The organism is Oceanicaulis sp. UBA2681 (assembly GCF_002354675.1).
In the GTDB taxonomy this organism is placed as follows: Bacteria; Pseudomonadota; Alphaproteobacteria; order Caulobacterales; family Maricaulaceae; genus Oceanicaulis; species Oceanicaulis alexandrii.
On the sequence record NZ_DEMB01000007.1, the window covers coordinates 51,719 to 73,504 of the forward strand.

At 62.5% G+C, this 21,786-nt stretch carries 19 protein-coding genes; 14 read left to right on the forward strand and 5 right to left on the reverse strand.

What is annotated here, in order from left to right; all coding sequences use genetic code 11:
* The first annotated feature begins 49 nt into the window (after positions 1-49).
* The 4 genes from B3M53_RS04780 (at position 50) to B3M53_RS04795 (ending at position 4,777) form a co-directional block, all read left to right on the forward strand.
* On the forward strand, positions 50-1,066 hold the full coding sequence (locus B3M53_RS04780; RefSeq protein WP_273020375.1) for an agmatine deiminase family protein: 1,017 nt from the start codon (positions 50-52) through the stop codon (positions 1,064-1,066).
* A gap of 4 nt (positions 1,067-1,070) precedes the next feature.
* Positions 1,071-2,255, forward strand: a complete 1,185-nt coding sequence (locus B3M53_RS04785; protein ID WP_273020376.1) for a serine hydrolase domain-containing protein — start codon at positions 1,071-1,073, stop codon at positions 2,253-2,255.
* Positions 2,255-3,088: an N-carbamoylputrescine amidase gene (gene aguB / locus B3M53_RS04790; RefSeq protein WP_160093277.1), complete on the forward strand. Its 834-nt coding sequence runs from the start codon at positions 2,255-2,257 to the stop codon at positions 3,086-3,088. Before B3M53_RS04785 ends, aguB begins: the two co-directional genes overlap by 1 nt.
* A gap of 144 nt (positions 3,089-3,232) precedes the next feature.
* The gene (locus B3M53_RS04795) at positions 3,233-4,777 is read left to right on the forward strand and encodes a bifunctional GNAT family N-acetyltransferase/carbon-nitrogen hydrolase family protein (RefSeq protein ID WP_022701387.1); all 1,545 of its coding nucleotides are present in this window, start codon (positions 3,233-3,235) and stop codon (positions 4,775-4,777) included.
* A 1-nt stretch (position 4,778) separates the two neighbouring features.
* On the opposite strand, the gene B3M53_RS04800 is transcribed toward B3M53_RS04795, so the two are convergent.
* From B3M53_RS04800 to B3M53_RS04810, 3 genes are all read right to left on the reverse strand, one after another.
* Complete coding sequence (locus B3M53_RS04800) at positions 4,779-4,955, reverse strand: hypothetical protein (protein ID WP_273020377.1); 177 nt, start codon at positions 4,953-4,955, stop codon at positions 4,779-4,781.
* Between the two features lie 74 nt (positions 4,956-5,029).
* On the reverse strand, positions 5,030-5,683 hold the full coding sequence (locus B3M53_RS04805) for a MarC family protein (RefSeq protein ID WP_022701389.1): 654 nt from the start codon (positions 5,681-5,683) through the stop codon (positions 5,030-5,032).
* A 125-nt stretch (positions 5,684-5,808) separates the two neighbouring features.
* On the reverse strand, positions 5,809-7,029 hold the full coding sequence (locus B3M53_RS04810) for a substrate-binding domain-containing protein (protein ID WP_273020378.1): 1,221 nt from the start codon (positions 7,027-7,029) through the stop codon (positions 5,809-5,811).
* A 339-nt stretch (positions 7,030-7,368) separates the two neighbouring features.
* Between B3M53_RS04810 and B3M53_RS04815 the strand changes: the two genes are divergently transcribed.
* From B3M53_RS04815 to clpB, 5 genes are all read left to right on the forward strand, one after another.
* Complete coding sequence (locus B3M53_RS04815) at positions 7,369-8,622, forward strand: type III PLP-dependent enzyme (protein ID WP_273020379.1); 1,254 nt, start codon at positions 7,369-7,371, stop codon at positions 8,620-8,622.
* Positions 8,623-8,624: 2 nt separating this feature from the next.
* The gene (locus B3M53_RS04820; protein ID WP_273020380.1) at positions 8,625-9,680 is read left to right on the forward strand and encodes a 1,9-bis(guanidino)-5-aza-nonane synthase; all 1,056 of its coding nucleotides are present in this window, start codon (positions 8,625-8,627) and stop codon (positions 9,678-9,680) included.
* A gap of 56 nt (positions 9,681-9,736) precedes the next feature.
* Positions 9,737-10,186 (forward strand): adenosylmethionine decarboxylase, encoded by a 450-nt coding sequence (gene speD / locus B3M53_RS04825; protein WP_022701393.1) that lies wholly within the window; start codon positions 9,737-9,739, stop codon positions 10,184-10,186.
* A 152-nt stretch (positions 10,187-10,338) separates the two neighbouring features.
* On the forward strand, positions 10,339-11,226 hold the full coding sequence (gene speE, locus B3M53_RS04830; RefSeq protein ID WP_273020381.1) for a polyamine aminopropyltransferase: 888 nt from the start codon (positions 10,339-10,341) through the stop codon (positions 11,224-11,226).
* 281 nt (positions 11,227-11,507) lie between these two features.
* On the forward strand, positions 11,508-14,129 hold the full coding sequence (gene clpB / locus B3M53_RS04835) for an ATP-dependent chaperone ClpB (protein ID WP_273020382.1): 2,622 nt from the start codon (positions 11,508-11,510) through the stop codon (positions 14,127-14,129).
* A 62-nt stretch (positions 14,130-14,191) separates the two neighbouring features.
* Here the strand turns inward: clpB and B3M53_RS04840 are convergent, their stop codons facing one another.
* Positions 14,192-14,626 (reverse strand): glyoxalase superfamily protein, encoded by a 435-nt coding sequence (locus B3M53_RS04840; protein WP_160093285.1) that lies wholly within the window; start codon positions 14,624-14,626, stop codon positions 14,192-14,194.
* 286 nt (positions 14,627-14,912) lie between these two features.
* Between B3M53_RS04840 and B3M53_RS04845 the strand changes: the two genes are divergently transcribed.
* Positions 14,913-15,752, forward strand: a complete 840-nt coding sequence (locus B3M53_RS04845) for a dienelactone hydrolase family protein (RefSeq protein WP_022701397.1) — start codon at positions 14,913-14,915, stop codon at positions 15,750-15,752.
* A 7-nt stretch (positions 15,753-15,759) separates the two neighbouring features.
* On the opposite strand, the gene B3M53_RS04850 is transcribed toward B3M53_RS04845, so the two are convergent.
* Complete coding sequence (locus B3M53_RS04850) at positions 15,760-17,250, reverse strand: M23 family metallopeptidase (RefSeq protein WP_160093286.1); 1,491 nt, start codon at positions 17,248-17,250, stop codon at positions 15,760-15,762.
* 228 nt (positions 17,251-17,478) lie between these two features.
* Between B3M53_RS04850 and B3M53_RS04855 the strand changes: the two genes are divergently transcribed.
* From B3M53_RS04855 to B3M53_RS04870, 4 genes are all read left to right on the forward strand, one after another.
* Positions 17,479-17,718 (forward strand): hypothetical protein, encoded by a 240-nt coding sequence (locus B3M53_RS04855; protein WP_028284722.1) that lies wholly within the window; start codon positions 17,479-17,481, stop codon positions 17,716-17,718.
* 65 nt (positions 17,719-17,783) lie between these two features.
* Positions 17,784-18,461 (forward strand): histidine phosphotransferase family protein, encoded by a 678-nt coding sequence (locus tag B3M53_RS04860; protein ID WP_022701400.1) that lies wholly within the window; start codon positions 17,784-17,786, stop codon positions 18,459-18,461.
* A gap of 102 nt (positions 18,462-18,563) precedes the next feature.
* Positions 18,564-21,317, forward strand: a complete 2,754-nt coding sequence (locus B3M53_RS04865; RefSeq protein WP_273020383.1) for a chemotaxis protein CheA — start codon at positions 18,564-18,566, stop codon at positions 21,315-21,317.
* Between the two features lie 12 nt (positions 21,318-21,329).
* A complete protein-coding gene (locus B3M53_RS04870) occupies positions 21,330-21,779 on the forward strand; it encodes a chemotaxis protein CheW (protein WP_022701402.1) in 450 nt (149 codons plus the stop codon).
* The last annotated feature ends 7 nt before the right edge of the window (positions 21,780-21,786 follow it).

The following is a 21,786-nucleotide window of genomic DNA, read 5'->3' on the forward strand; positions in this document are numbered from 1 at the left end:
AGCGATAAATCCGCTATTGCCGGGGTGCGGCGCGTGATATTGGCGTTTTATGACCACACGCTCCGTACCCCACGAAACCGCCCCTCAAACCGTCATTCACACCGCTTGGCCCTATCATGAGGATTGGGCCGATGCGCTGGAGGGCGCGCGCGAGGAGTTCGCCCGTTTTCTGACCCTCGCCGCCGCGCCGGGCGCTGCAGGCAAGGCGCAGCCGCTGACGATCTATGTGGCGAACGCCGAGACCGAGGCGAGCGCACGCCGCGCCATGGGAGATCGCGCGACCTATGTACGCGCGCCCTATGGCGATGTCTGGACTCGCGACACTGGCCCGGTGTTCGTGACCTCCTCAGAGGGGCTGAAAGCGCTTCGCTTCAAGTTCAACGGCTGGGGCGGCAAGTACGAATATCCGGGCGACGAGACCATTGGCGCCGTGATCGCCAAACAGGCGGGCGCGCAGGTCGAGACGCTCGACTGGATCTGTGAAGGCGGCGCGCTGGAGTTTGATGGCGACGGCACTGTGCTCACCACGCGTGATGTGGTGCTCAACCCCAATCGCAACCCCAAGCTCAAAGCCGCTCAGGTCGAAGCCGATTTGAAACGCGTTTGCGGCGTGGAGAAAGTGATCTGGCTTGATGACGGGCTGGCAGGCGATCATACTGACGGTCATATCGACAATCTGGCGCGGTTCGCAGCGCCGGGCGTCGTTGTGACCCAACGTCCTTCAGGGCTGGGCGATCCCAACACCGCACTCTATGCCCGCACAATTCGCGCGCTCAAAGCGGCCACGGACGCCAAAGGCCGGTCTTTGAAAGTGATTGAAATTGCCTCGCCGGGCTTTGTCGCAGGCGAAGATGGCGGCCCGGCCGCCGCGTCTCACATGAACTGGATCATCGGGCCGCGCCATGTGGTGATGCCGGCCTATAACCGTCATTCCGAGGCGGCGGTGCGCGCACTTTCCCACGCTTTTCCTGATCATGAGGTTGTCGCCAGCCCGGCAAACCATATCCTGACAGGTGGCGGCGCGTTCCATTGCGTCACGTGTAATCAACCCGATCAGGCTGGATGATACATTGATTGCTCTTGCTTTACCGCTCAGCGCTCTGACCCTGGCTTTCTCCGATACGGCGGCGACGACGCCAACGCCGGAGCTCGAAGAGCCCATGTTGGCTGTTGAGCAAGCCCTTGACTATCTTGATGCTTTCCAGCTCGAAGTCGCTGATGTCGCCCGCCATGATCGTATGGTGGGCTTCGCCGCGGCGATCCTGGAAAATGGCGAGCCGGTGGCGATCTACACCTCCGGGGAAACAGTGCGCGGTTCGGGCGAGGCCGTGACGGCGGATACGGTGTTCCGCCTGGCGTCGGTTTCGAAAACCTTTGCGGGCACCATGCTGGGCCTTCTGGATGAAGCGGGGCTGGTCAGTCTGGATGCGCGCGTGCCTGAAACCGTGCTGGATCTTGGCGGCGCCCGCCAACCGACTTGGCGCGAGCTCGCGAGCCACCAGACCGGATTGCCGCCGAACGCTTATGACAATCTGATCGAGGCGGGGCAGGACGCACACACCGTGCGGGCGCGACTGACCGAAGTGCCTCTGCTGTGTCAGACGGGCGCGTGTTATACTTATCAGAACGTCGCTTTTGACGTGGTGCGTGACCTGATCGAGGACGCGACCGGGCAAAGCTATCCCGAGGCGGTCCAGACCTATCTGTTTGATCCGCTGGGCATGCACAGCGCCGGGTTCGGCGCGGAAAACCTGACGCGCGCGGAGAGCTATGCCGCGCCGCATTTCGGGCGTCGGCAAAGGCTGGGCGGGACTGCGACCGATTACGACACCCTGCCGGCGGCGGCGGGCGTGTCGCTCAGCCTCAATGATCTGATCATCTGGGCGCAGGCGCAGATGGACCCTGAAGGCTTTGGCTTGTCGTCACTGGGCGTGGAGCGTGCGCACACGCCACAAACCCGCTCCTTGCGCGAAACGCGCAATCTGCGCCGTCTGGGCCGCGTTCAGGATACGTCTTACGGGCTGGGCTGGCGCATTTATGACTGGCAGGGCGAACGCACCCTGATCGTTCATGGCGGCGCGCTGGCGGGCTATGGCTCGCAGGTCGTGCTGGAGCCTGAAACCGGTTTCGCCTTCGTCGCTTTATGGAATGCGGATGTGGGATTGCCGCGTCTGCTGTGGCCGACGGCTATGGACATGCGCACCGGCGACGGCCCCGGGGCCTTCGTCGATGACGCCATCGCGCGGATGAGATGATGACCGACACTTTCACCATGGGCGTTCTGCAAGCGTCGCTGAACGCGAGCATGGACGACAATATTAAGACGATTTCAGAGCTGGTGCGCGACGCGGCCGGGCAGGGGGCGCAAGTGATCTTGCCGCCCGAACTGTTCCAGGGACCGTATTTCTGCAAGACCCAGGTCGAGGACTGGTTCGCGACGGCCTATCCGGCGCTGGAGCATCCGTGCGTCATCGCCATGCAGAAGCTCGCCCAGGAACTGGACGTGGCCATCCCCGTCTCGATCTATGAGCGTGACGGACCACAGTATTACAACTCCATGGTCATGGTGGATGCGGGCGGCCAGGCGCTGGGCGTTTACCGCAAGAGCCATATCCCTGACGGGCCGGGCTATCAGGAGAAGTATTACTTCCGGCCCGGCGATACCGGTTTCAAGGTCTGGGATACGAAGTTCGGCAAGGTGGGCGTGGGCATTTGCTGGGACCAATGGTTCCCTGAGGCTGCGCGTTCCATGACGCTGCTGGGCGCTGAAATGCTGCTCTACCCCACCGCTATCGGCGCTGAACCCCAGGCGCCGGAGATGGACACGGCGGCGGCCTGGCGCCGGGCGATGCAGGGACACGCGGTGTCCAATTGCATCCCCGTGGGCGCCGCCAACCGGATCGGCGACGAGGACGGACAGGTTTTCTACGGCACCAGCTTCATCACCGACAATACTGGCGCGGTGAAGGCCGAGTTGGGGCGGACCGAGACCGGGGTTCTGACCGCCACGTTCAACCGCAAGGACCTCGATACTTTTCGGGCGGCCTGGGGCTTCTTCCGCGATCGGCGGCCGGACCTGTATCTCTAGGCGCTGCGCAAGCCGGGCAACCTTTGCGCGCTTGGTGCGTTTGTAGGCTGAAGTCGGCATGCGCCGACATGATGAATTCAAGGCGGCGCGGCGCGACCTTCGGGGAGGCGCAGCGCCGTTTATGGTGTCCAGAAGGGACTTTTGATGACCCAGACCCGCCGCTCCGCAAAACTTCTGGTCCGAACCGCCACATTGTCTGACGTGCCCGCCATTCTGGACCTGCAGGAGCGCGCCTATCCGGGCTGGGATCCCGATACCCCCGCCATGATCCGCGGTCAGATCGCGAACTTCCCCGAAGGCCAGTTCGTGGTCGAATACGAAGGCGACCTGGTGGGCTGGTGCGCCAGTTTCATCATTGATGAAGAGGCTGCGTTCTCCCGCCATAGCTGGGCGTCTATCACCGGGGGTGGGTTTGCGGCTCGACACGATCCCGATGGCGACTGGGTGTACGGCATGGAAGTGGCGGTGGACCCCAGCCGCCGCCGGTTGCGCATTGGTCAGCGCCTTTATGACGCGCGCAAGGCTCTGTGTGAGGAATGGGGGCTGAAGGGCGTCGTGTTTGGCGGCCGCATGGCGGGCTTTCGCCGCAAGCGCAAGCAATACCCGACCCCGCAGGATTATCTCGACGCCGTGGTCAACAATGAACTGCGCGATCCGGTTCTGAACTTCCAGATGCGGATGGGGTATGAGCCCGCAGGCGTCCTCAAGGGCTATCTGCCCGACGATGCGGATTCAGGCGGCGCCGCGGCGCGCATGGTCTGGCGCAACCCCATGTATGTGGAGAGCAATGGCCCGGTGAACCGGCCCACGCCCAACACCGTGCGGGTGGCGGCGATCCAGATGGCTATGCGCTCGATGGAGACGCTCAAGGAGTTTGAGCGCAACGTCGAATATTTCGTCGAGGTTTGCTCCGACTATCGCGCCGATTTCTGCGTCTTTCCTGAAATGTTCACCGTGGCCCTGCTGGCGCTTGAAAAGCGCAAGCTGACGCCCGAGGAAAGCATCGCCGCCCTGTCGCGTCATACGCCGGGCTTCGTCGAGCTGATGAGCACGCTGGCCGTGCGCTACAACATCAACATTGTCGGCGGTTCCCACCCCACGCGCACCGATGACGGCGACATCCAGAACGTCGCCTATGTCTTCCTGCGCGACGGCTCGGTGCACGCACAGGAGAAGATCCACCCCACGCCGAACGAGCGCTATTGGTGGAACATCAAGGGCGGCGATGCGGTCGCCACCATTCCTACCGATTGCGGTCCTGTGGGCGTTCTGATCTGTTACGATACCGAATTCCCTGAGCTGGCCCGACGCCTCGCTGATGAAGGCGCGAAGATCATTTTCGCCCCCTACGCCACCGATGATCGGGGCGGTCATTTGCGGGTGCGCTATTGCGCCCATGCGCGCGCCATCGAGAACCAGCTCTACGTCGTCACCGCGGGCAATGTCGGCAATCTGCCCGGCGTCGAGAACATGGACATCAACTACGCCCAGAGCGCGATCCTGACGCCGTGCGACTTCCCGTTTGCGCGGGACGGCATTGCGGCTGAAACCAGCGAGAACGTGGAGACGATCGCCGTGGCGGACCTGCACCTGGATGACCTCGTGCAGGCGCGCCGGTCGGGCACGGTGCGCAATCTGCGCGACCGCCGGTTCGATCTTTATCGGATTGTCTGGAAAGACCGCGGCTAGACTACTTGGCGGGACGACCGGGGGCGATCAGCGCCAGCGCTACAGCGCCAGCCAGGCCGGGCCAGGTGAACGCCACGGCCTGATCCAGCGCCCCGCCCATCAAGCTGAGCGCGCCCGCCAGCAGTCCGCCAATGGCGGTGATCGCCGCGAAGGCGAGTATGATCAGACGGAACGACACGGAATGCAGGCTCCCACATCAACAGAAGGAGAGCTTACACCCGCACCCGCTAACAATTGGTAAGAGCGACGCGCCTAGCCGGCCAGAAGCGCGCCTCTGATGCCGTCAAAGATGAACTGAGCCGCCAGCGCCGCCAGAATCACGCCCAGGATACGGGTGATCATCGCGGCCAGCGTATCGCCGATCAGTTTCATGATCGCGCCCACGGCCAGGAACAGACCGAGGCACAGAACAAGATTGGCGCCCATGCCGATGAAGACCATGGCCTGGCCGCCCAGGCCTTCCGCTTCATTCATGAACAGCATGATGGAGGCGATGGCGCCGGGACCGGCCAGCATGGGGATGGCCATGGGGAAGACGGAGATGTCTTCGTTGGTGCCCGCGATTTCCTCATCCGCTTCATTCAGCGCTTCCGCGCGTTCTTCACGGCGCTTGGAGCGGGTCTCGAAAATCATGTCGAGCGCGAGCATGAACAGAAGCACGCCGCCCGCGGCGCGGAAAGCGTCCAGGCTCACATGCAGAGCGCTGAGGAGCCATTCGCCCAGATAGGCGAAGCCAAACAGGACAGCCGTCGCGATCAGGACCGACTTGATGGCCATCACTCGCCGGTGCGCCGGGGTGGAGCCTTCGGTCAGGCTTGCGAAAATCGGAGCCACGCCGATCGGGTCGATCACCACGAAAAAGGTGACCAGAGAGGCCGTCAAAAGGCTCAGATCCATCGCGTCCATAGGTGTCCCCAGTTCGAACCGTGCAATACGGTTTCGGCCTAACACGCCCGCACAGCCTTGGCGAGGCCGCGTCCTTGCAAGTCCGCCCTGTCATAACGCAGGACGCGGGACAGGGCGTCGCGCGATTACTGCTCCGGGGTCTGCATGGGCGTCAGGGCGCGCGCGCTTTGTGCGGCCTCCTGACGGCGCATCTCCGGCAAGGCGATCAGGCCACGCTCGGCCAGATAGCCGAACGGACCCCAGGCGTCCTCGCTGGTGAGCTCTTCGACAAAGGGGAGAAGGCCTGGCGCGACGCCCACATGCTGGTTCTTGACGTAGACGAACAAGGAACGCGAGCCCGGATAAACGCCGTTGGAGATGTTCTCATAGCTCGGGGTGATGCCGTCGATCCGGGCCGCCTGGATGCGGTCGCCATTCTGCTCCAGGAAGGAATAGCCGAATATTCCGAACGCGGTGGGGGAATTGGCCAGCGTTTGCACGATGGTGTTGTCGTTCTCGCCTGCATCCACCCAGGCGCCGTCCTCGCGGATGCGAGAGGCGAGACGCTCAAACATATGCTCGTCGCTTTCGGACAGGGCTGACAGGCACTCCACTTCCCGCGCGCCCATGATCATGTCCAGTTCGACAAAGGCGTCGCGTGTGCCTGACGTGGGCGGCGGGCCGAAGACTTCAATGCGTTCCGCGGGCAGATCAGAGGAGATGTCAGACCAGCGCTGGAAGGGGTTGGGAATGAATCTGTGGCATGAAAAGCCGGCGATCTCGCCAAAGCTGCGCCCTTCGCTCAAGGCGCCCTGGTCGTCGAAAAGCGGCTCGCCTTGTTCCGTGATCGGCATCGGGGTTTCTGCGGCGAGCGCCAGAAACAGTTGCACACGCTCGATGTCCATTGCGTCCGAGCTGATTGAATTGCCCAGAACGATGCCGTCATAGCCGATCGGGATCTCGGTGATGGCGACCACGCCATTGTCCTGGCACAGCTGATACTCGGTCGCCTTGATGGGGCGCGACGCCCCCGTCAGGTCCGGAAAGCCCAGCCCGACACCGGCGCAGAACAAGTTCATCCCGCCGCCCGTGCCGGTGGCTTCCACCACCGGAGTGGGGAAGGTGCTCTTCGCGCCGAAATTCTCAGCCACCGCAGTGGCGAAGGGGAAGACGGTGGACGAGCCCACCATGCGCAGACCATCGCGACCGCCGACGCCCGCGCCCAGGGGTTGGGATTCGGTGCGGGCGGTTGCGGCTGGCGCCGCGGGTTCATCAAGCAGCACTATGTCTTCGCGCGGCTCGCCGCAGGCCATCAGGCTGAGCGCTGCGAAAACGAGGAGCAGGCGATCGGCGCGGAATTTTGGCATGGCGTCTCTCCCGGAACTTTTCATCGTCGGCGGCGTTGGTTCTTCTAACGTGAGGGATGCATCAGTTTTATGACGGGCGTGCAAGCCATTCTTGACGGCGCAATGGCGCAGAGGTCACGCGCCACGCTTGAAACGTCCAAGGGTCTGATTAGTTGACCCCTTTGTGAAGCAGACACAAGCAGGCAGGGATGAAACGGCTCAGGCCCCGACGAAAAAAAATTATGGCGCGCGGATTTTCAGCTTTACATGACGGGTCACAGGATTTAATTCGCGCCGTCCCGGCGGAGGCGATCCGCTCGATGCCGGATTGGGTTAACAACAAGCAGGGGGTTCCGTGAGTTGTCTCATTACCATACGCCCCTGGACCTGGTCCGCTCTCGGCCTGTCGAAGGCCCGGTCGCCTGCGCGCGGCCCGATCGACTGACGATTGCGGCATCCTGGTTCCAGAACAATTTTCCCGGCGAAGTTCTCTACGCGGTCAAGTCAAACCCGTCTGCGTGGGTGATTGATACTCTGTACGCGGCTGGCATGCGCTGGTTCGACGTGGCGTCGCTCAACGAAGTTGAGTTGATTGCGTCACGCTGTCCGGACGCCACCATGGCCTTCATGCATCCGGTGAAAAGCCGTCGGGCTATTCACTCGGCCTATTTTGATCATGGCGTGCGCATTTTCGTGCTCGACTGCGAGGCCGAGCTTGAAAAGATTCTCGCCGAGACCGGCTACGCCAAGGATCTGACCCTGGTGGTGCGGATCGCTGTCTCCAATGACGGCGCGACCCTGCCGCTGGCGGGCAAGTTCGGTGCGTCCGAAGACGTTGCGGTGGACCTGATCCAGCGCGTTCGCGCCTATGCCGACGAGTTGGGCGTGAGCTTCCACGTGGGCAGCCAGTGCATGGCGCCGAGCGCCTATCGCGCAGCGATGCTGGATGTGTCGCGCCTGATCAAGCGCGCGGCCGTCACCGTGGATATCGTGGATGTGGGCGGGGGGTTCCCTGTCGCCTATCCCGGCATGACGCCGCCGCCATTGTCTGAATATGTGGCCGCTATCGAGAACGCGTTCGAGGAGATGATGGTTCTCGAGAACGCCGATCTGTGGTGCGAGCCGGGCCGGGCGCTGTGCGCGGAAGCGACGTCGATCCTGACCCGCGTCGAGCTGGTCAAGGGCGATCAGGTTTACCTCAATGACGGCGCTTACGGCACGTTGTTCGATCTGGTCCACATGAAGTGGCCCTATCCGATCCGCGTGCACCGTCCCAAGGGGGAGCCGAGCGCTCAGACCGCGGCCTTCCGTCTGTACGGGCCGACCTGTGACGCCATTGACGCGGTCGCGGCGCCGATCGAGCTGCCTGCGGATTTGTCCGAGGGCGATGTGATCGAGTTTGCGCTCATGGGCGCATACGGGGTCGCCATGGCCACCCGTTTCAATGGATTCGGAGAGGTGGAGACCGAAACGGTGTCCGACTTCCCCTGGGCCTCTGTCTATGACCGTCCGGTGGCGGATGTCGCCATGGGACACGATGACGAGAGCGACCGCGTGGTCTCTTTTCCGCGCCTCAACCGGCGTCGTCGTAACCGCATCATGAAAAGGCGTTGAGGATGGCTGACACCTCAAACCGCAAGGCCGAGCTGCTCTCCAGCCCGGTCGAACATATCGACATTGCGAGCTTTGATGGCCGCGTGATCATCGACGCCTGGGAGAAGATGAGCTTCACCTCCCGCGATGCGGCGCGGGCTGCGCGCATCCTGCAGGCTTCGCAGGAAGATCCCGACTGCTCGGTGATCCTGACGCTGGCGGGCTCTACGTCCGCGGGCGGTTGCATGCATGTGTGGCGGGACATGATCCGCAACAACATGGTCGACGCCGTCGTGGCCACGGGCGCGTCCATCGTGGACATGGATTTCTTCGAGGCGGTGGGTTTCAAGCACTACCAGGCCAAAGAGATTCCTGACGACCGGGTGCTGCGCGACCTCTATATCGACCGCATTTACGACACCTATATCGACGAGGAAGACCTGCAGGCGTGCGACCACATCATCGGCGACATCGCTGACAGCCTGCCCAATGGTCCGATCAGCTCACGCGCCTTCATCAAGGCGATGGGCAAATGGCTCGCGGACGGCAACGCCAAGAAAGAGGGCTCTTTGATTGAAGAGTGCTATCGCCATGGCGTGCCGATCTTCGTGCCGGCGTTCTCTGACTGCTCGGCCGGGTTCGGCCTCGTCAAACACCAGGTGAACCGGATCAAGGCGGGCGAGGGCTATGTGTCCATCGATTCCGTCGCCGATTTCCGCGAACTGACCGACATCAAGATCAAGGCGGGCTCGACCGGCCTGTTCATGGTGGGCGGCGGCGTGCCGAAGAACTTCGCGCAAGACACGGTCGTCTGTGCAGAAATCCTCGGCCACGAAGACGTGGAAATGCACAAATACGCGGTGCAGATCACCGTGGCCGACGTTCGCGACGGCGCCTGTTCGTCCTCGACCCTCAAGGAAGCGTGTTCCTGGGGCAAGGTGGATGTGGCGCTGGAGCAGATGGTGTTCGCCGAAGCCACCACTGTGGCTCCGGTCATCGTCTCGGACGTCTATCACCGCGGCGCCTGGAAACAGCGCCCCCGCCGTCGGTTCGCCGACCTTTTCAACGACGCTTTTTAGAACACGGGACTGAGCGCGGCCGACGCGCCGCGTTCCCACATGGAAGGGACCTTCTCATGGACGGACTGACCCTGGCGGACAGCCCCCAGTACAACACCGACTTCGAACCGGTCGACGCCAACGCCAAAGACGATCTTGATCACTTCATCATGGTCGACGGCAAACAGGTGGCCGGTCGCCATCTGATCATCGATCTGATGGGCGCGCGTCACCTGACCGATGAAGACCGCATCCAGCAGGCGTTCCGCGATTGCGTGACCGCTTGCGGCGCAACGCTTCTGCACATCCATACGCACGTTTTCGAGCCCAATGGCGGCGTGTCGGGCGTGGCGGTGCTGGCGGAAAGCCACATCTCGACCCACACCTGGCCCGAGCGTGATTATGCGGCGTTCGACGTGTTCATGTGCGGCGACGCCCAGCCGATCAAGGCTGTGGCGATCCTCAAGGAAGCCTTTGAGGCCGCCGAGGTGCGCGTCACTGAAATCCTGCGCGGCGAGGGCGCGTAAGCGCACTTCGCCCGACGGGCTGACTGATAGGGGAGCGGTTCTGTGAGGAGCCGCTCCTTTTCATATTTTTCCTTGCCTTCACGCGGCGTGGGCGCGAGTAAACCCCGCGTCCCGCCCCCTAGCGTTCCTGCACGCGCCATCAGGAGAGTTTCATGACCGACACCCCCAAGCACACCTATCGCGACGCCAATGGCGATCTGTGGTTCCGGGAATCCCTGAGCGAGGGCATCGGCAACGGCCTGCGCATCGACAAGCTTCTGTACGCCGAAGCGTCCGACGTTCAGGACCTGATCGTCTTCGAGAACAATGAGAACGGCCGCGTGCTGGCGATTGACGGTCTGGTCCAGGTCTCCATGGCCGACGAGTTCATCTATCACGAGATGGTCAGCCACGTGCCGCTCTTGTCGCACGGCGCGGTCAAGCGCGTGCTGATCGTGGGCGGCGGCGATGGCGGCGCCATGCGCGAAATGCTCAAGCACAAGGGTGTGGAGTCCATCACCCTCGTCGAGATCGACCCCGATGTGATCGAGTTCTCGAAAAAATGGTTCCCGGACGTCTCCCAGGGCTCGTTCGAGGATTCGCGCGTCAATGTGGTGATCGCGGACGGCTCGAAATATGTCGAGGAGACCACCGACACGTTCGACCTGATCCTTATTGACTCCTCGGACCCGGTCGGGCCGAGCGCGGTGCTGTTCACCCGTGAATTTTATACCGCGTGCTCCAAGCTCCTGAACGAGGGCGGCGTCATCGTCACCCAGTCCGGGCTCGCCGCGATCCACCCCGAGCCGGTGAAATCCACCTCCGACAGCTTCAAGGCGCTGTTTGCGCATTCAGGCTTTTACCTGATCTGCGTGCCGGCGTTTTCGGGCGGCTTCATGGCGCTGGGCTTCGCCACGAATGACGGCGCGACCTTTGATCGCGATATCGTCACCATTCGCGAGCGCTTTGCGGCGCTGAACATAAAGACCAAGTATTACAGCCCCGAGATCCACAAGGGCAGCTTTGCCCTGCCGCCCTATATCGCAGAGAAAATCGCGTAAGGGCCAGGCATGAGGATTGAGAGGCGGCGCAGGCGACTGCGCCGCCTTTTTTGTTTGGGTGTCACTTCCCCTCTCCTCCTTGGCCAAGGGGAGAGGGACAGCCTTCGCCCGCTCTAACGCCACTGCCCCTTCCTCCCTGCGACCGTTCGCCTCTTTACCCGCCCAGCCTCTTGTGTGCTGGATATGCAACACCTACTTCGAGAGGTGACAGGGCGGTGTGGGGATGCTTCCAAGAAGGTCACCGGCCCCGCCTGTCTCGCTGACACTCAGGAGACATGATTATGGACTTTGAAAAATTCACCGACCGGGCCCGCAGCGTCCTGCAAGAGGCGCAGGGACTCGCCCTCAAGAACAAGAACCAGCATTTTTCGCCCGAGCATATCCTCAAGGCGTTGCTGGATGACGACCAGCAGCTGGCGGTCAATCTGATCAAGGCGGCGGGTGGTCGTCCCGATCTGGCCGCGGACCTGACCGACCGGGCGCTGGGCGCGCTTCCCAAGGTGGAGAGCGCGACCGGACAGATTTATCTGGCGCCGAAGACCGCGGAAGTATTCTCATCCGCTGAAGACGCCGCCAAGAAGGCGGGCGACCAGTATGTGACCGCCGAGCGGCTGTTGCAGGGGCTGAGCCTTGTTAAAGGCCAGAAGGCCGAGGAAATCCTCACCCAGGCGGGCGTCACGCCCCAGGCGCTCAACACCGCCGTCAATGATCTGCGCCAGGGCCGCACTGCCGATACGCAATCGGCCGAGGACACCTATGAAGCGCTCAAGAAATACGCCCGCGACCTCACCGAAGTGGCGCGTGAAGGCAAGCTCGACCCGGTGATTGGCCGCGACGAGGAAATCCGCCGCGCCATTCAGGTGCTGTCGCGCCGCACCAAGAACAATCCGGTGCTGATCGGCGAGCCGGGCGTGGGCAAGACCGCCATCGCCGAAGGCCTGGCGCTGCGCATCGTCAATGGCGACGTGCCGGAGAGTCTCAAGGACAAGAAACTCCTGGCGCTCGACATGGGCTCTCTGATCGCAGGCGCGAAATACCGTGGCGAGTTTGAGGAACGCCTGAAGTCGGTGCTCAATGAAGTGGAGTCCGCCAACGGCCAGATCATCCTCTTCATCGACGAAATGCACACGCTGGTGGGCGCGGGCAAGACCGATGGCGCGATGGACGCGTCCAACCTCTTGAAGCCAGCGCTGGCCCGCGGTCAGCTGCATTGCGTGGGCGCGACGACGCTGGATGAATACCGCAAGCATGTGGAGAAGGACGCGGCGCTGGCGCGGCGCTTCCAGCCGGTCTTCGTGGAAGAGCCGAGCGTGGAGGACACCGTCTCCATTCTGCGCGGGTTGAAAGAGAAATACGAAGTGCACCATGGCGTGCGCATCGCGGACGGCGCCATCGTGGCGGCGGCGACCTTGTCCAACCGCTATATCACCGACCGCTTCCTGCCCGACAAGGCGATCGACCTGATGGACGAGGCTTCGGCGCGTTTGCGCATGCAGGTGGATTCAAAGCCCGAAGAGCTTGATGAGCTCGACCGCCGGATCATCCAGCTGAAGATCGAGGCCGAAGCGCTGAAGAAGGAAGGCGATGACGCCTCCAAGCAGCGGCTTGAGGCGTTGCACAAGGAGCTGTCCGAGCTGGAAGGCCGGTCCGCCGAGCTGACCGCCGCCTGGCGTGCGGAGAAGGACAAGCTGGCCTCCTCCACCGAGATCAAGGAGCGGCTGGATCGTCTGCGCGCCGAACTCGCCGACGCCGAGCGTCGGGGCGATCTGGGCAAGGCGTCCGAGCTGAAATACGGCCAGATCCCACAGCTGGAAAAACAGCTCAAGGAGGCCGAGGACGCCGCCGACGGCGCCGCCAATGACTCCGCGCTGGTCAAGGAAGTGGTGGACGAAGAGCAGATCGCCGCCGTGGTCAGCCGCTGGACCGGCGTGCCGGTGGACAAGATGCTGGAAGGTGAGCGCGAGAAGCTTCTGAAGATGGAAGACGGATTGCGCAAACGCGTGGTCGGTCAGGAAGAGGCGCTGCAAGCGGTCTCTGACGCCGTTCGCCGCTCGCGCGCGGGTCTGAAAGACCCCAACCGTCCCATCGGCTCCTTCCTGTTCCTGGGGCCCACGGGCGTGGGCAAGACCGAACTGACCAAGGCGTTGGCGGAGTTCCTGTTTGACGACGAAACCGCGATCACGCGGATGGATATGTCGGAATACATGGAGAAACACTCCGTCGCCCGTCTGATCGGCGCGCCTCCGGGCTATGTCGGTTATGAAGAAGGTGGCGCGCTGACAGAAAGCGTGCGGCGCCGACCCTATCAGGTGGTGTTGTTTGACGAGGTGGAGAAAGCCCACCCGGACGTCTTCAACGTGCTCTTGCAGGTGCTTGACGACGGCCGCCTGACCGATGGCCAGGGCCGCACGGTGGATTTCCGCAACACCATCCTGATCATGACGTCCAATCTCGGCTCGGAATTCCTGTTGTCCGGCGATGTCGAGGAGGCCCGTGATCAGGTGATGGATGTGGTGCGCGGCGCCTTCCGCCCAGAATTCCTGAACCGGATTGACGAGATCATCCTGTTCCGTCGTCTGGCCGAGGAGCATATGGGCGCGATTGTCGACATCCAGCTCAAGCGTCTGGAAGCGCTGCTGGAAGATCGCCGCATGACGCTGGAGCTTGATGACGGCGCGCGGCAATGGCTGGCGACCAAGGGCTATGACCCCGCTTACGGGGCGCGGCCTCTGAAACGGGTGATCCAGAAAGAGCTGCAGGACCCGCTGGCCCGGCTCATCCTGGAAGGCAGCCTGCATGACGGCGAGACGTTGAAAGTCTCAACTGAAGGCGATGCGCTCATGGTGAACGGCAAGGCCGTGAGCCGGAACGCCCAGCCGCCCAAGGCTGCGGTCATTCAATAGGCCCGTGAGAGCCTCAAAAAGAGAAGAGGCGGAGCATCATGCTCCGCCTCTTTTTTGCGCGATCACCTCGCCAGCGTCAGATAAGGCTGACCGTCCGAGGTTTTTTGCAGGGAGCGTCCCTGGCGGTCCATTGTGACCGTCACGCGTTTTCGATAGGCGGAAAAGCTATCGAATTTCACCACATCCACCGCTTCATCAAAGTCGAAACTGATTTCGTAGTGCGCCCCGTCATCGAGTTTTTTCAAGGCGTGAATAACGCCCGTGAAGGGCTGTCCCAGATAGGTGCCCGCCCATTGGCCGCCCATATGATAGGGTTCGCTGGGGCGGTTTCCGACCTGAGCGTGAAGCGTGTTCCAGTCCCGGCGGCCATATTGCCGGGCGATCAGCTCGAGCGCTTCGGAATGGGTGATGAAGTCGCCCTCGGTCTCCAAGGCTGCGCGCAGGCGTTTGGCCTGAGCTTTCAGCTCGGTGAGGTCGGGCAGGATTTGAGTCGTCATGGTGTGCGCCTTTCATCAAGGCGGCCTGTTCGGCGGGGCCCGCATTGCCGCCGCGCCGCTTGATGAGCTGCACGACATGCACAAGAAAAAGAAGACTTCACCAAAGACCCATGGGTCTTGCGGACGGCGGGCGCTTCCAGCCCGGCGGGGGATTTACGCCCTGGAGCGGAGCAGGTCAAGCGTTCCCTTTGACGGCAAAACGCGCTCATTCCCCGATCGGCTCTGTCCGTCGCTGTAGAAAGAGGCCACACTCAACGCGTGGACACCATCAGAAGAGGCCGCCCCGATGCAGCAGGCGCAAGACCTATTCAGCCATACTGTGTTTGCTGACGTGCTGGCTCTTGATGACCGCACCCCTTTCACCGACGTGTTTGATTGGGAAGCGCAGGGCATGGCCCACCCTGTTCTGGTGGCGGGCGAGGGGCCAGGGCTTCTTCTGATGCATGAGCTGCCGGGGTTTGTGCCGGAGTTCTGGCGTCTGGCGCACTGGCTGGTCGCGGCGGGGTTCCGGGTCTATGCGCCTGCGCTCTATGACCCGGTCGGCACGCCGCATGAAGAACTGGTTCAGGTTCATGGCAAGGTGGGCGGCATGGCGCGCGCCTGCATCAGCCGGGAAATCCGGCTGTTTGCGCGCACCGGCGGCTCTCCCATCTCAGACTGGTTGCGCACGCTGGCCCGCGAAATCCATGAAGAGTGCGGCGGTCCCGGCGTGGGCGCGATCGGTTTGTGCCTGACGGGCAATTTCGCCTGGTCAGTGGCGGTCGAGCCCAGCGTTATTGCGGCCGTAGCGGGCGAACCGGCCTTGCCGTTCAACGCTGCTCATTCCGTGCATCTTGATCCCGATGAGGCCCAGACGCTCTCCGCGCGCGATGACCTTGAGGTGATGGCCCTGCGCTTTGACGGCGATCCGTCGTGCAAGGCCGGGCGGTTCGCGGCCTTGCAAGCAGTGCTGGGCGACAAGCTGGAGACGCGGGTGCTGCCTGATGAGGCGAAGAACCCGAACGGCAATCCGTTTCCGCATGCGGTGCTGACCAAGGATCTGATCGCCGAGGACGGCCAGCCCACCTATGAGGCGGCGCGGGACGTGCTGGCTTTTCTCAGCCATCGTCTGCAGACCAACCGATAGAAGACGCTCAGGCGTCGCCGGCGTTATCTGCGGTCAGAAACGGCGCAGAGTCAGTGGTCTCTAGCGCTGGGGGAGCGCTGTCGCGGATCTCGATCAGCTGATCGCGCGCGCTCATGAAGTCTGACAATTCGTCAGATTCCAGTCGCCGGCCCGTAGGCAGGTCAAGACTCATCGGGTTGGTGGGATTGCCGTTCAGATGCACTTCATAATGCAGGTGCGGACCGGTTGAGCGACCTGTCGTGCCCACATAAGCGATGATCTGACCTTGCTGGACGCGGCTGCCCGAGCGGATGCCGCTGGCGAAACCGTTCAGGTGCGCATAGGCGGTCTCATAACCATTGCTGTGACGGATACGCACATAATTGCCGAAGGATCCGAACCGGTTGGCGCGTTCGACAATGCCTGCGCCCGCCGCCATCACTGGCGTGCCGCGCGGGGCTGCGAAATCGGTGCCGTTATGAGGCCGGTTGCGGTTCAGTACCGGGTGGAAACGCATGCCGAAGGAAGAGGAGATGCGTGCGCCGTTGATAGGCATGCGCATCAGCAGGCGCTGGGCGCTTTCGCCTTCTCCGGTGTAATAGCCGACTTCGCCATCTTCCATTTCATAGCGGAAATATTCCAGCGGATCGCCGCGCCCGTCAAACACCACATACAAGATGTTCCCGGTGCGCACGGTCTCGCCGCGACTGTTCACAAAGCGCTCGAAGACCACGTCAAACGGGTCGCCGGGCTGCACGGTTCGAAAGTCGACGGCGAAGCCCAGAATGTTGGCGAGTTCGAATACGACACGATCAGTGGCGCCCAGCTCGATGGCGGACAGATAAAGGCTCGAGCTGACTTCGCCCGTGACCCGGACCACTTCGCGCTGCAGGCTGGCTGTGGCTTCGCGGGCGTGAAACTGGCCGTCCCCGTCGCGCGAGACCGTGAGCGTCCGTTCCTGGTCCGGGCGGAAAGAAAAGCCCGCCAGACGCGTTTCAGCGACGGGCGCATCGGTTGCGGCGGCCAGCTGCAGCTCTGAGGCAGTCGGCGTTTCAAAAAACAGGGTCAGGTCCTGGCCTGCGCGCAACAGGCGGGCCGAGAACAGCGGATCGAGCGCATTGATCGCCCGTGCGGCGTCGATGCGGTCCGCGCCGGCGTCCGCCAGCACGCTGGCGAAAGTCTGGCCGCGGCGCACGGTGACGTCCCGGCTTTGAACGTCAGGGCGGACATCGGCGTTCGTGAACAAAGCATGTTCAGACATCACCAGCGCTTGCGGCGTATCAAGGAGTGACTGGGGGGCGGCTGTAACAGCGGACGTGGGCGCGGGGGGCGCCGTATCGGCGGCGGTCTCGATCTGCTCAACCCTGTCAGTCTGGGCCTGAGCGGAGAGACGGGGATCAGATTGATCGCGGCTGATCAGAAAGCCGACCGTCAGTACTAGCGCAGCGCCGACGGCGACAAAGAAGATTAACGAGCGTGAACGCCGGGCGTCGGCCAAGTGCACATCAAATCCGGACATGTACGCAGATTTTCCCTCGTTGCTCCCCAGCAGCCGGGGAATGCTAGCGCGCCTGAAACGCATCTGGAAGTGCCTTAAGCTGCAATCTTCATTCCAGTTAGGCATGGCGCACGCGCAAAGACGTGACAAAGAGTTAGCTTTGTCTTTCGCATTTAGGATGCATCGCTTAACAGGTTGCAAAGATAGTGAATGCGAGCCGTTGCGTCGGGCCGCAGGAAAGGTTTGTCCATGAAGAGTGTTCTTCTCCTTAGTCTCGTATTGGGTCTCTTGCTGGCGGGCGCGCTCTGGGTCTCTGTCTATATCTGGACCAGCATGGATGGCGGGGATGTGGCGTTCAGCATCAGCTGGCATGGCTGGCTGGCCATGGGGCTGGGCGTCGTCCTCACGGCTGCGCTGGGCGTGGGGCTGATGGCGTTGGTGTTTCATTCCAGTCGCAGCGGGCATGACGATCTGGATGACGGCGCCTGAGCCCTCTGATTTTGACGCAGGCCGTTAACCCTTTTTCCGTCGAGAATCGCATTAAACATATCTCCATGAGCACTCAGATCGCCCCCACCGCCGCCGAACTCGCAGCTTTGCTGTCCTCCCGCGTTTGCCATGACATTGCGGGGCCCACCAGCGCTATGGGCGCGGCTCTGTCCGTTCTGGACGATGACAGTGCGCTGGACATGCGTGACGACGCGATTGCGTTGTTGCGCACGGGCGCAAAGCAGATTCGGGCCAAGCTGGAATATGCCCGCGTCTGTTTCGGCGCGGCGGGCTCTCGGGGCGGTGAAGTCGCTCTGTCCGAGATCAAGGCGCTGGCCACCCCCATGTTCGAGGATTCCCGCCCGGACCTGGTCTGGCCGTCTGATGGCGGCGCCATCAGCAAGACTGCGGCAAGGGTGTTGCTCAATCTGATCTGGATCGGCGTGGACAGCCTTCCGCGAGGCGGTGATGTGATTGTTGAGGCGTCCGCCAGCGCCGACGGCGGCGCGCGTTTGCGCGTCATCGCAAAGGGCGCGCGTCTGAGACTGGACGAGGCTTATCAGAAAGCCATCCGTGGCGAGCGGCCTGAAGACGGTTATGACGGTCGTTCCGTGCAGCCCTATTATGCGGGCCTGATTGCTCGTGAGAGCGGTGGCCGGGCCGAGGCGCAGCTGGAAGGCGACCGGGTCGAGCTGGCGGCTTTGATCGGTCCTGAAGGCGCTCAGATTCAGGCCGCTGAATAAAACATTACATCTTTTGTCGGAATGCGCAGGTTCCCAACCTTGCGTTAACTCTGCCCGTGACAGTCTAGGTGACAAAGCCGCTTTGTAACACCGGGGCTGACCATGGATGAATTGATCGGCGAGTTTCTCGCAGAGACGTCGGAAAGCCTCGACGTCATTGACGAAGAGCTTGTAAAATTTGAAGCAGATCCGACGGATCGCGCGACGCTGGATAATATTTTCCGGCTCTTGCACACCATCAAGGGAACGTGCGGCTTCCTGGGTCTGGAAAGACTGGAAGCCATCGCCCACGCTGGTGAAACCTTGCTGGGCAAGTTCCGCGACGGCGACATGATCGCGGACTCCACGGCGGTGACCGTGGTTCTCAAATCGCTTGACCGGATCAAAGAGATCACGAACGGCCTCGAACAGAACGGCGTTGAGCCTGCGGGCGAAGACCGCGACTTGATCGACCGCCTTGAAGCGCTGTCCATGGGCAAGGGCGATCCGGGAGAAGCTGGCGGGGCTGCGGCTCCGGTCGCTGAAGCGGCGCCAGAGCCGGAAGTGCAGCCTGAGCCTGAACCCGAACCTGAAGTGGTTGCTGAAGAAGCGCCTACGGGCTTCGACGCTGATCTGGGGCGTGATTTGCGGCCCGGCGAAGTCTCTCTGGCTGATCTGGAAGCGGCCTTCATGTCGACGCCGGGACCGGAGTTTGATGCGGACGCGGATTCTGAAGCTGAACACGACGCAGAAGCGGAAGAGCTCGAAGCTGAGGTTGAGGTGAAAGCTGAAGCTGAACCTACGCCGAAGGCGGCGGCTGCGGCGCCGGCCGCGCCGGCCAAGGCGGCCGCCAATGACGATGCTGGACAGCAAACCTCGCACCGCTCCCAGGCGACGATCCGCGTGAATGTGGATACGCTTGAGAACCTGATGACGACGGTGTCCGAACTGGTTCTGGCGCGTAATCAGCTGCACCAGATTGTTCGCGATTCCGACGATTCAGCCCTGAAGACGCCGCTGCAACGCCTGTCCTCCGTCACTGCAGAGCTGCAAGACGGGGTGATGAAGACCCGAATGCAGCCCGTGGGCGACGCCTGGCGTAAACTGCCGCGCATCGTGCGCGACGTCAGCCAGGAAGTCGGCAAGAAGATTCGCCTGGTTCAGGAAGGCGAAGACACCGAACTTGACCGCCAGGTCCTTGAGCTGATCCGTGACCCGCTCACCCACATGATCCGCAATTCCTGCGATCATGGCCTGGAGACCCCCGAGGAACGGGTGGCCGCCGGCAAGAGCGAAATGGGCACTGTGAAACTGTCCGCCTATCACGAAGGCGGCGCCATCATCATGAAGATCACGGATGATGGTCGGGGTCTGAACGCTGTCAAAATTCGTGAAAAGGTCCTTGAGAAGGGCCTGGCCACCGAAGCCGAAATGGAGACGATGAGCGAGGCGCAGATCCAGCGCTTCATCTTCGCTCCGGGGTTCTCGACGGCGGCGGCTGTGACCAACCTGTCCGGCCGCGGCGTCGGCATGGACGTGGTCCGGACGAATATCGAACAAATCGGCGGGTCCATCGAACTGTTCTCCGAACAGGGCAAAGGCACCACCTTCACGATCAAGATCCCGCTGACGCTGGCGATCGTCTCCGCCCTGATCGTCAAATCGGGCGAACAGCGCTTTGCGGCGCCTCAGCTCTCCGTGCGTGAGCTGGTCCGTGTGGGCGCCGGCTCTTCTATCGCAGTCGAAACGCTGAACGGCGCGAACATGATCCGCCTGCGGGATCGTCTGTTGCCGGTGATTGCGCTGACCGAAGTCCTCAACACCGCTCCGCCGACTTCTGCGGATGAGATGACGGGTTATGTCATCGTTCTGGAGGCGGCGGGCCGCAAGATCGGCCTGGTGGTCGATGATGTTCTGGACACCGAAGAGATCGTGGTCAAACCGCTCTCCGGGCCGCTGCGCAGCATCAATGTCTTCTCCGGCGCGACCATTCTGGGCGACGGTTCGGTTATCATGATCCTGGATCCCAATGGTCTGGCTCAGGAAACTTCGTCCGCCGAGGATGAGGAGAAGAGCGACGCGACCGCAGAGGATGCGGCCGAAGCGAATGGCGCCAATGGCCGACAGCGTCTGCTGCTGGTGCGTGCGGGCGGTGAAGAGCCGAAGGCGGTTCCTGTCAGCCTCATCACGCGTCTGGAAGACTTTGAATCAAACACCATCGAACAGACTGATGGCCGTTACGTGGTTCAGTATCGTGGACGCTTGCTGCCTCTGGCGCATGCGGGCGGCATGGATACCTTCAAGACCGAAGGCCGACAGCCGGTTCTGGTGTTCGCCGAGGATGGCCGGTCTGCGGGCGTGGCCGTGGACGAAATTCTCGATGTGGTGGAAGAACGTCTCGACCTGGAAATGGGATCCGAGCGTCCCGGCGTGATCGGCTCGGCCATCATCAAGGGCAAGGCGACCGAAGTCCTCGACATCGCCTGGCACATGCAACGCGCCTGGGCTGGCGCGCCGCAACGCAAGGGCCGGACCGGAACGGGCCGCAATGCGGTGCTGCTGGTGGAGGCGGACGCCTTCTCCCGGCGCATGCTGGCCCCGCTTCTGGCGGCGGCGGGTTATGACGTGACGGTGGCGGGCGGTCTGCACGAAGCGCGCGACGCCGCAACCATGGGCGCGGAATATGATGTGCTCGTCGGCGACCCGGCTGCACTTGCGCGTCTTCAGGAAGAAGGCGTTTACACCAATGTGCCTAGACTGGGCGTGGGTGAGCACGATTACGCCACGCCGAGTGATGGCTTTGTCGCCATCATGCCGGCTGGAGATCGTGGCGGCCTGATCGCAGCGCTGGACCAAGCAGCGCGCAGCGCGGCCTAGAGGAGAACAGGCATGTCTGTTGAAGATAGCTTCGAATACGTCACGGTCCGGATCGGCGATCAGCTGTTCGGCGTCGAAGTTAAGCAGATCCGGGAGGTGTTTTCTCCGCAAGACGTCACGTCCGTGCCTCGGGCGCCGGGCGAGGTCGCTGGCCTGTTGAACCTGCGCGGCCGTATCGTCACCGCCGTGGACGCCCGCCATCGTCTGGGTTTGCCGCCGCGTGAACCTGGCGCATCGGCCATGGCGCTGGGCCTTGAAGAAGGCACCGAGCTGTTTGGCGTGCTGGTGGATCAGGTCGGAGAAGTGATGCGGCTGAAGCCCGATACGCTCGAACCGACCCCCGCACACCTGGACCCGCAATGGCGCGCCCTGCTCAAAGGGGTGCACCGCTTGGAAAAAGACCTTTTGGCGGTTCTGGACATCAGAGCGCTGATCGCCTGGCAAGCCGGACTTGCGGCTTAATCGAGGA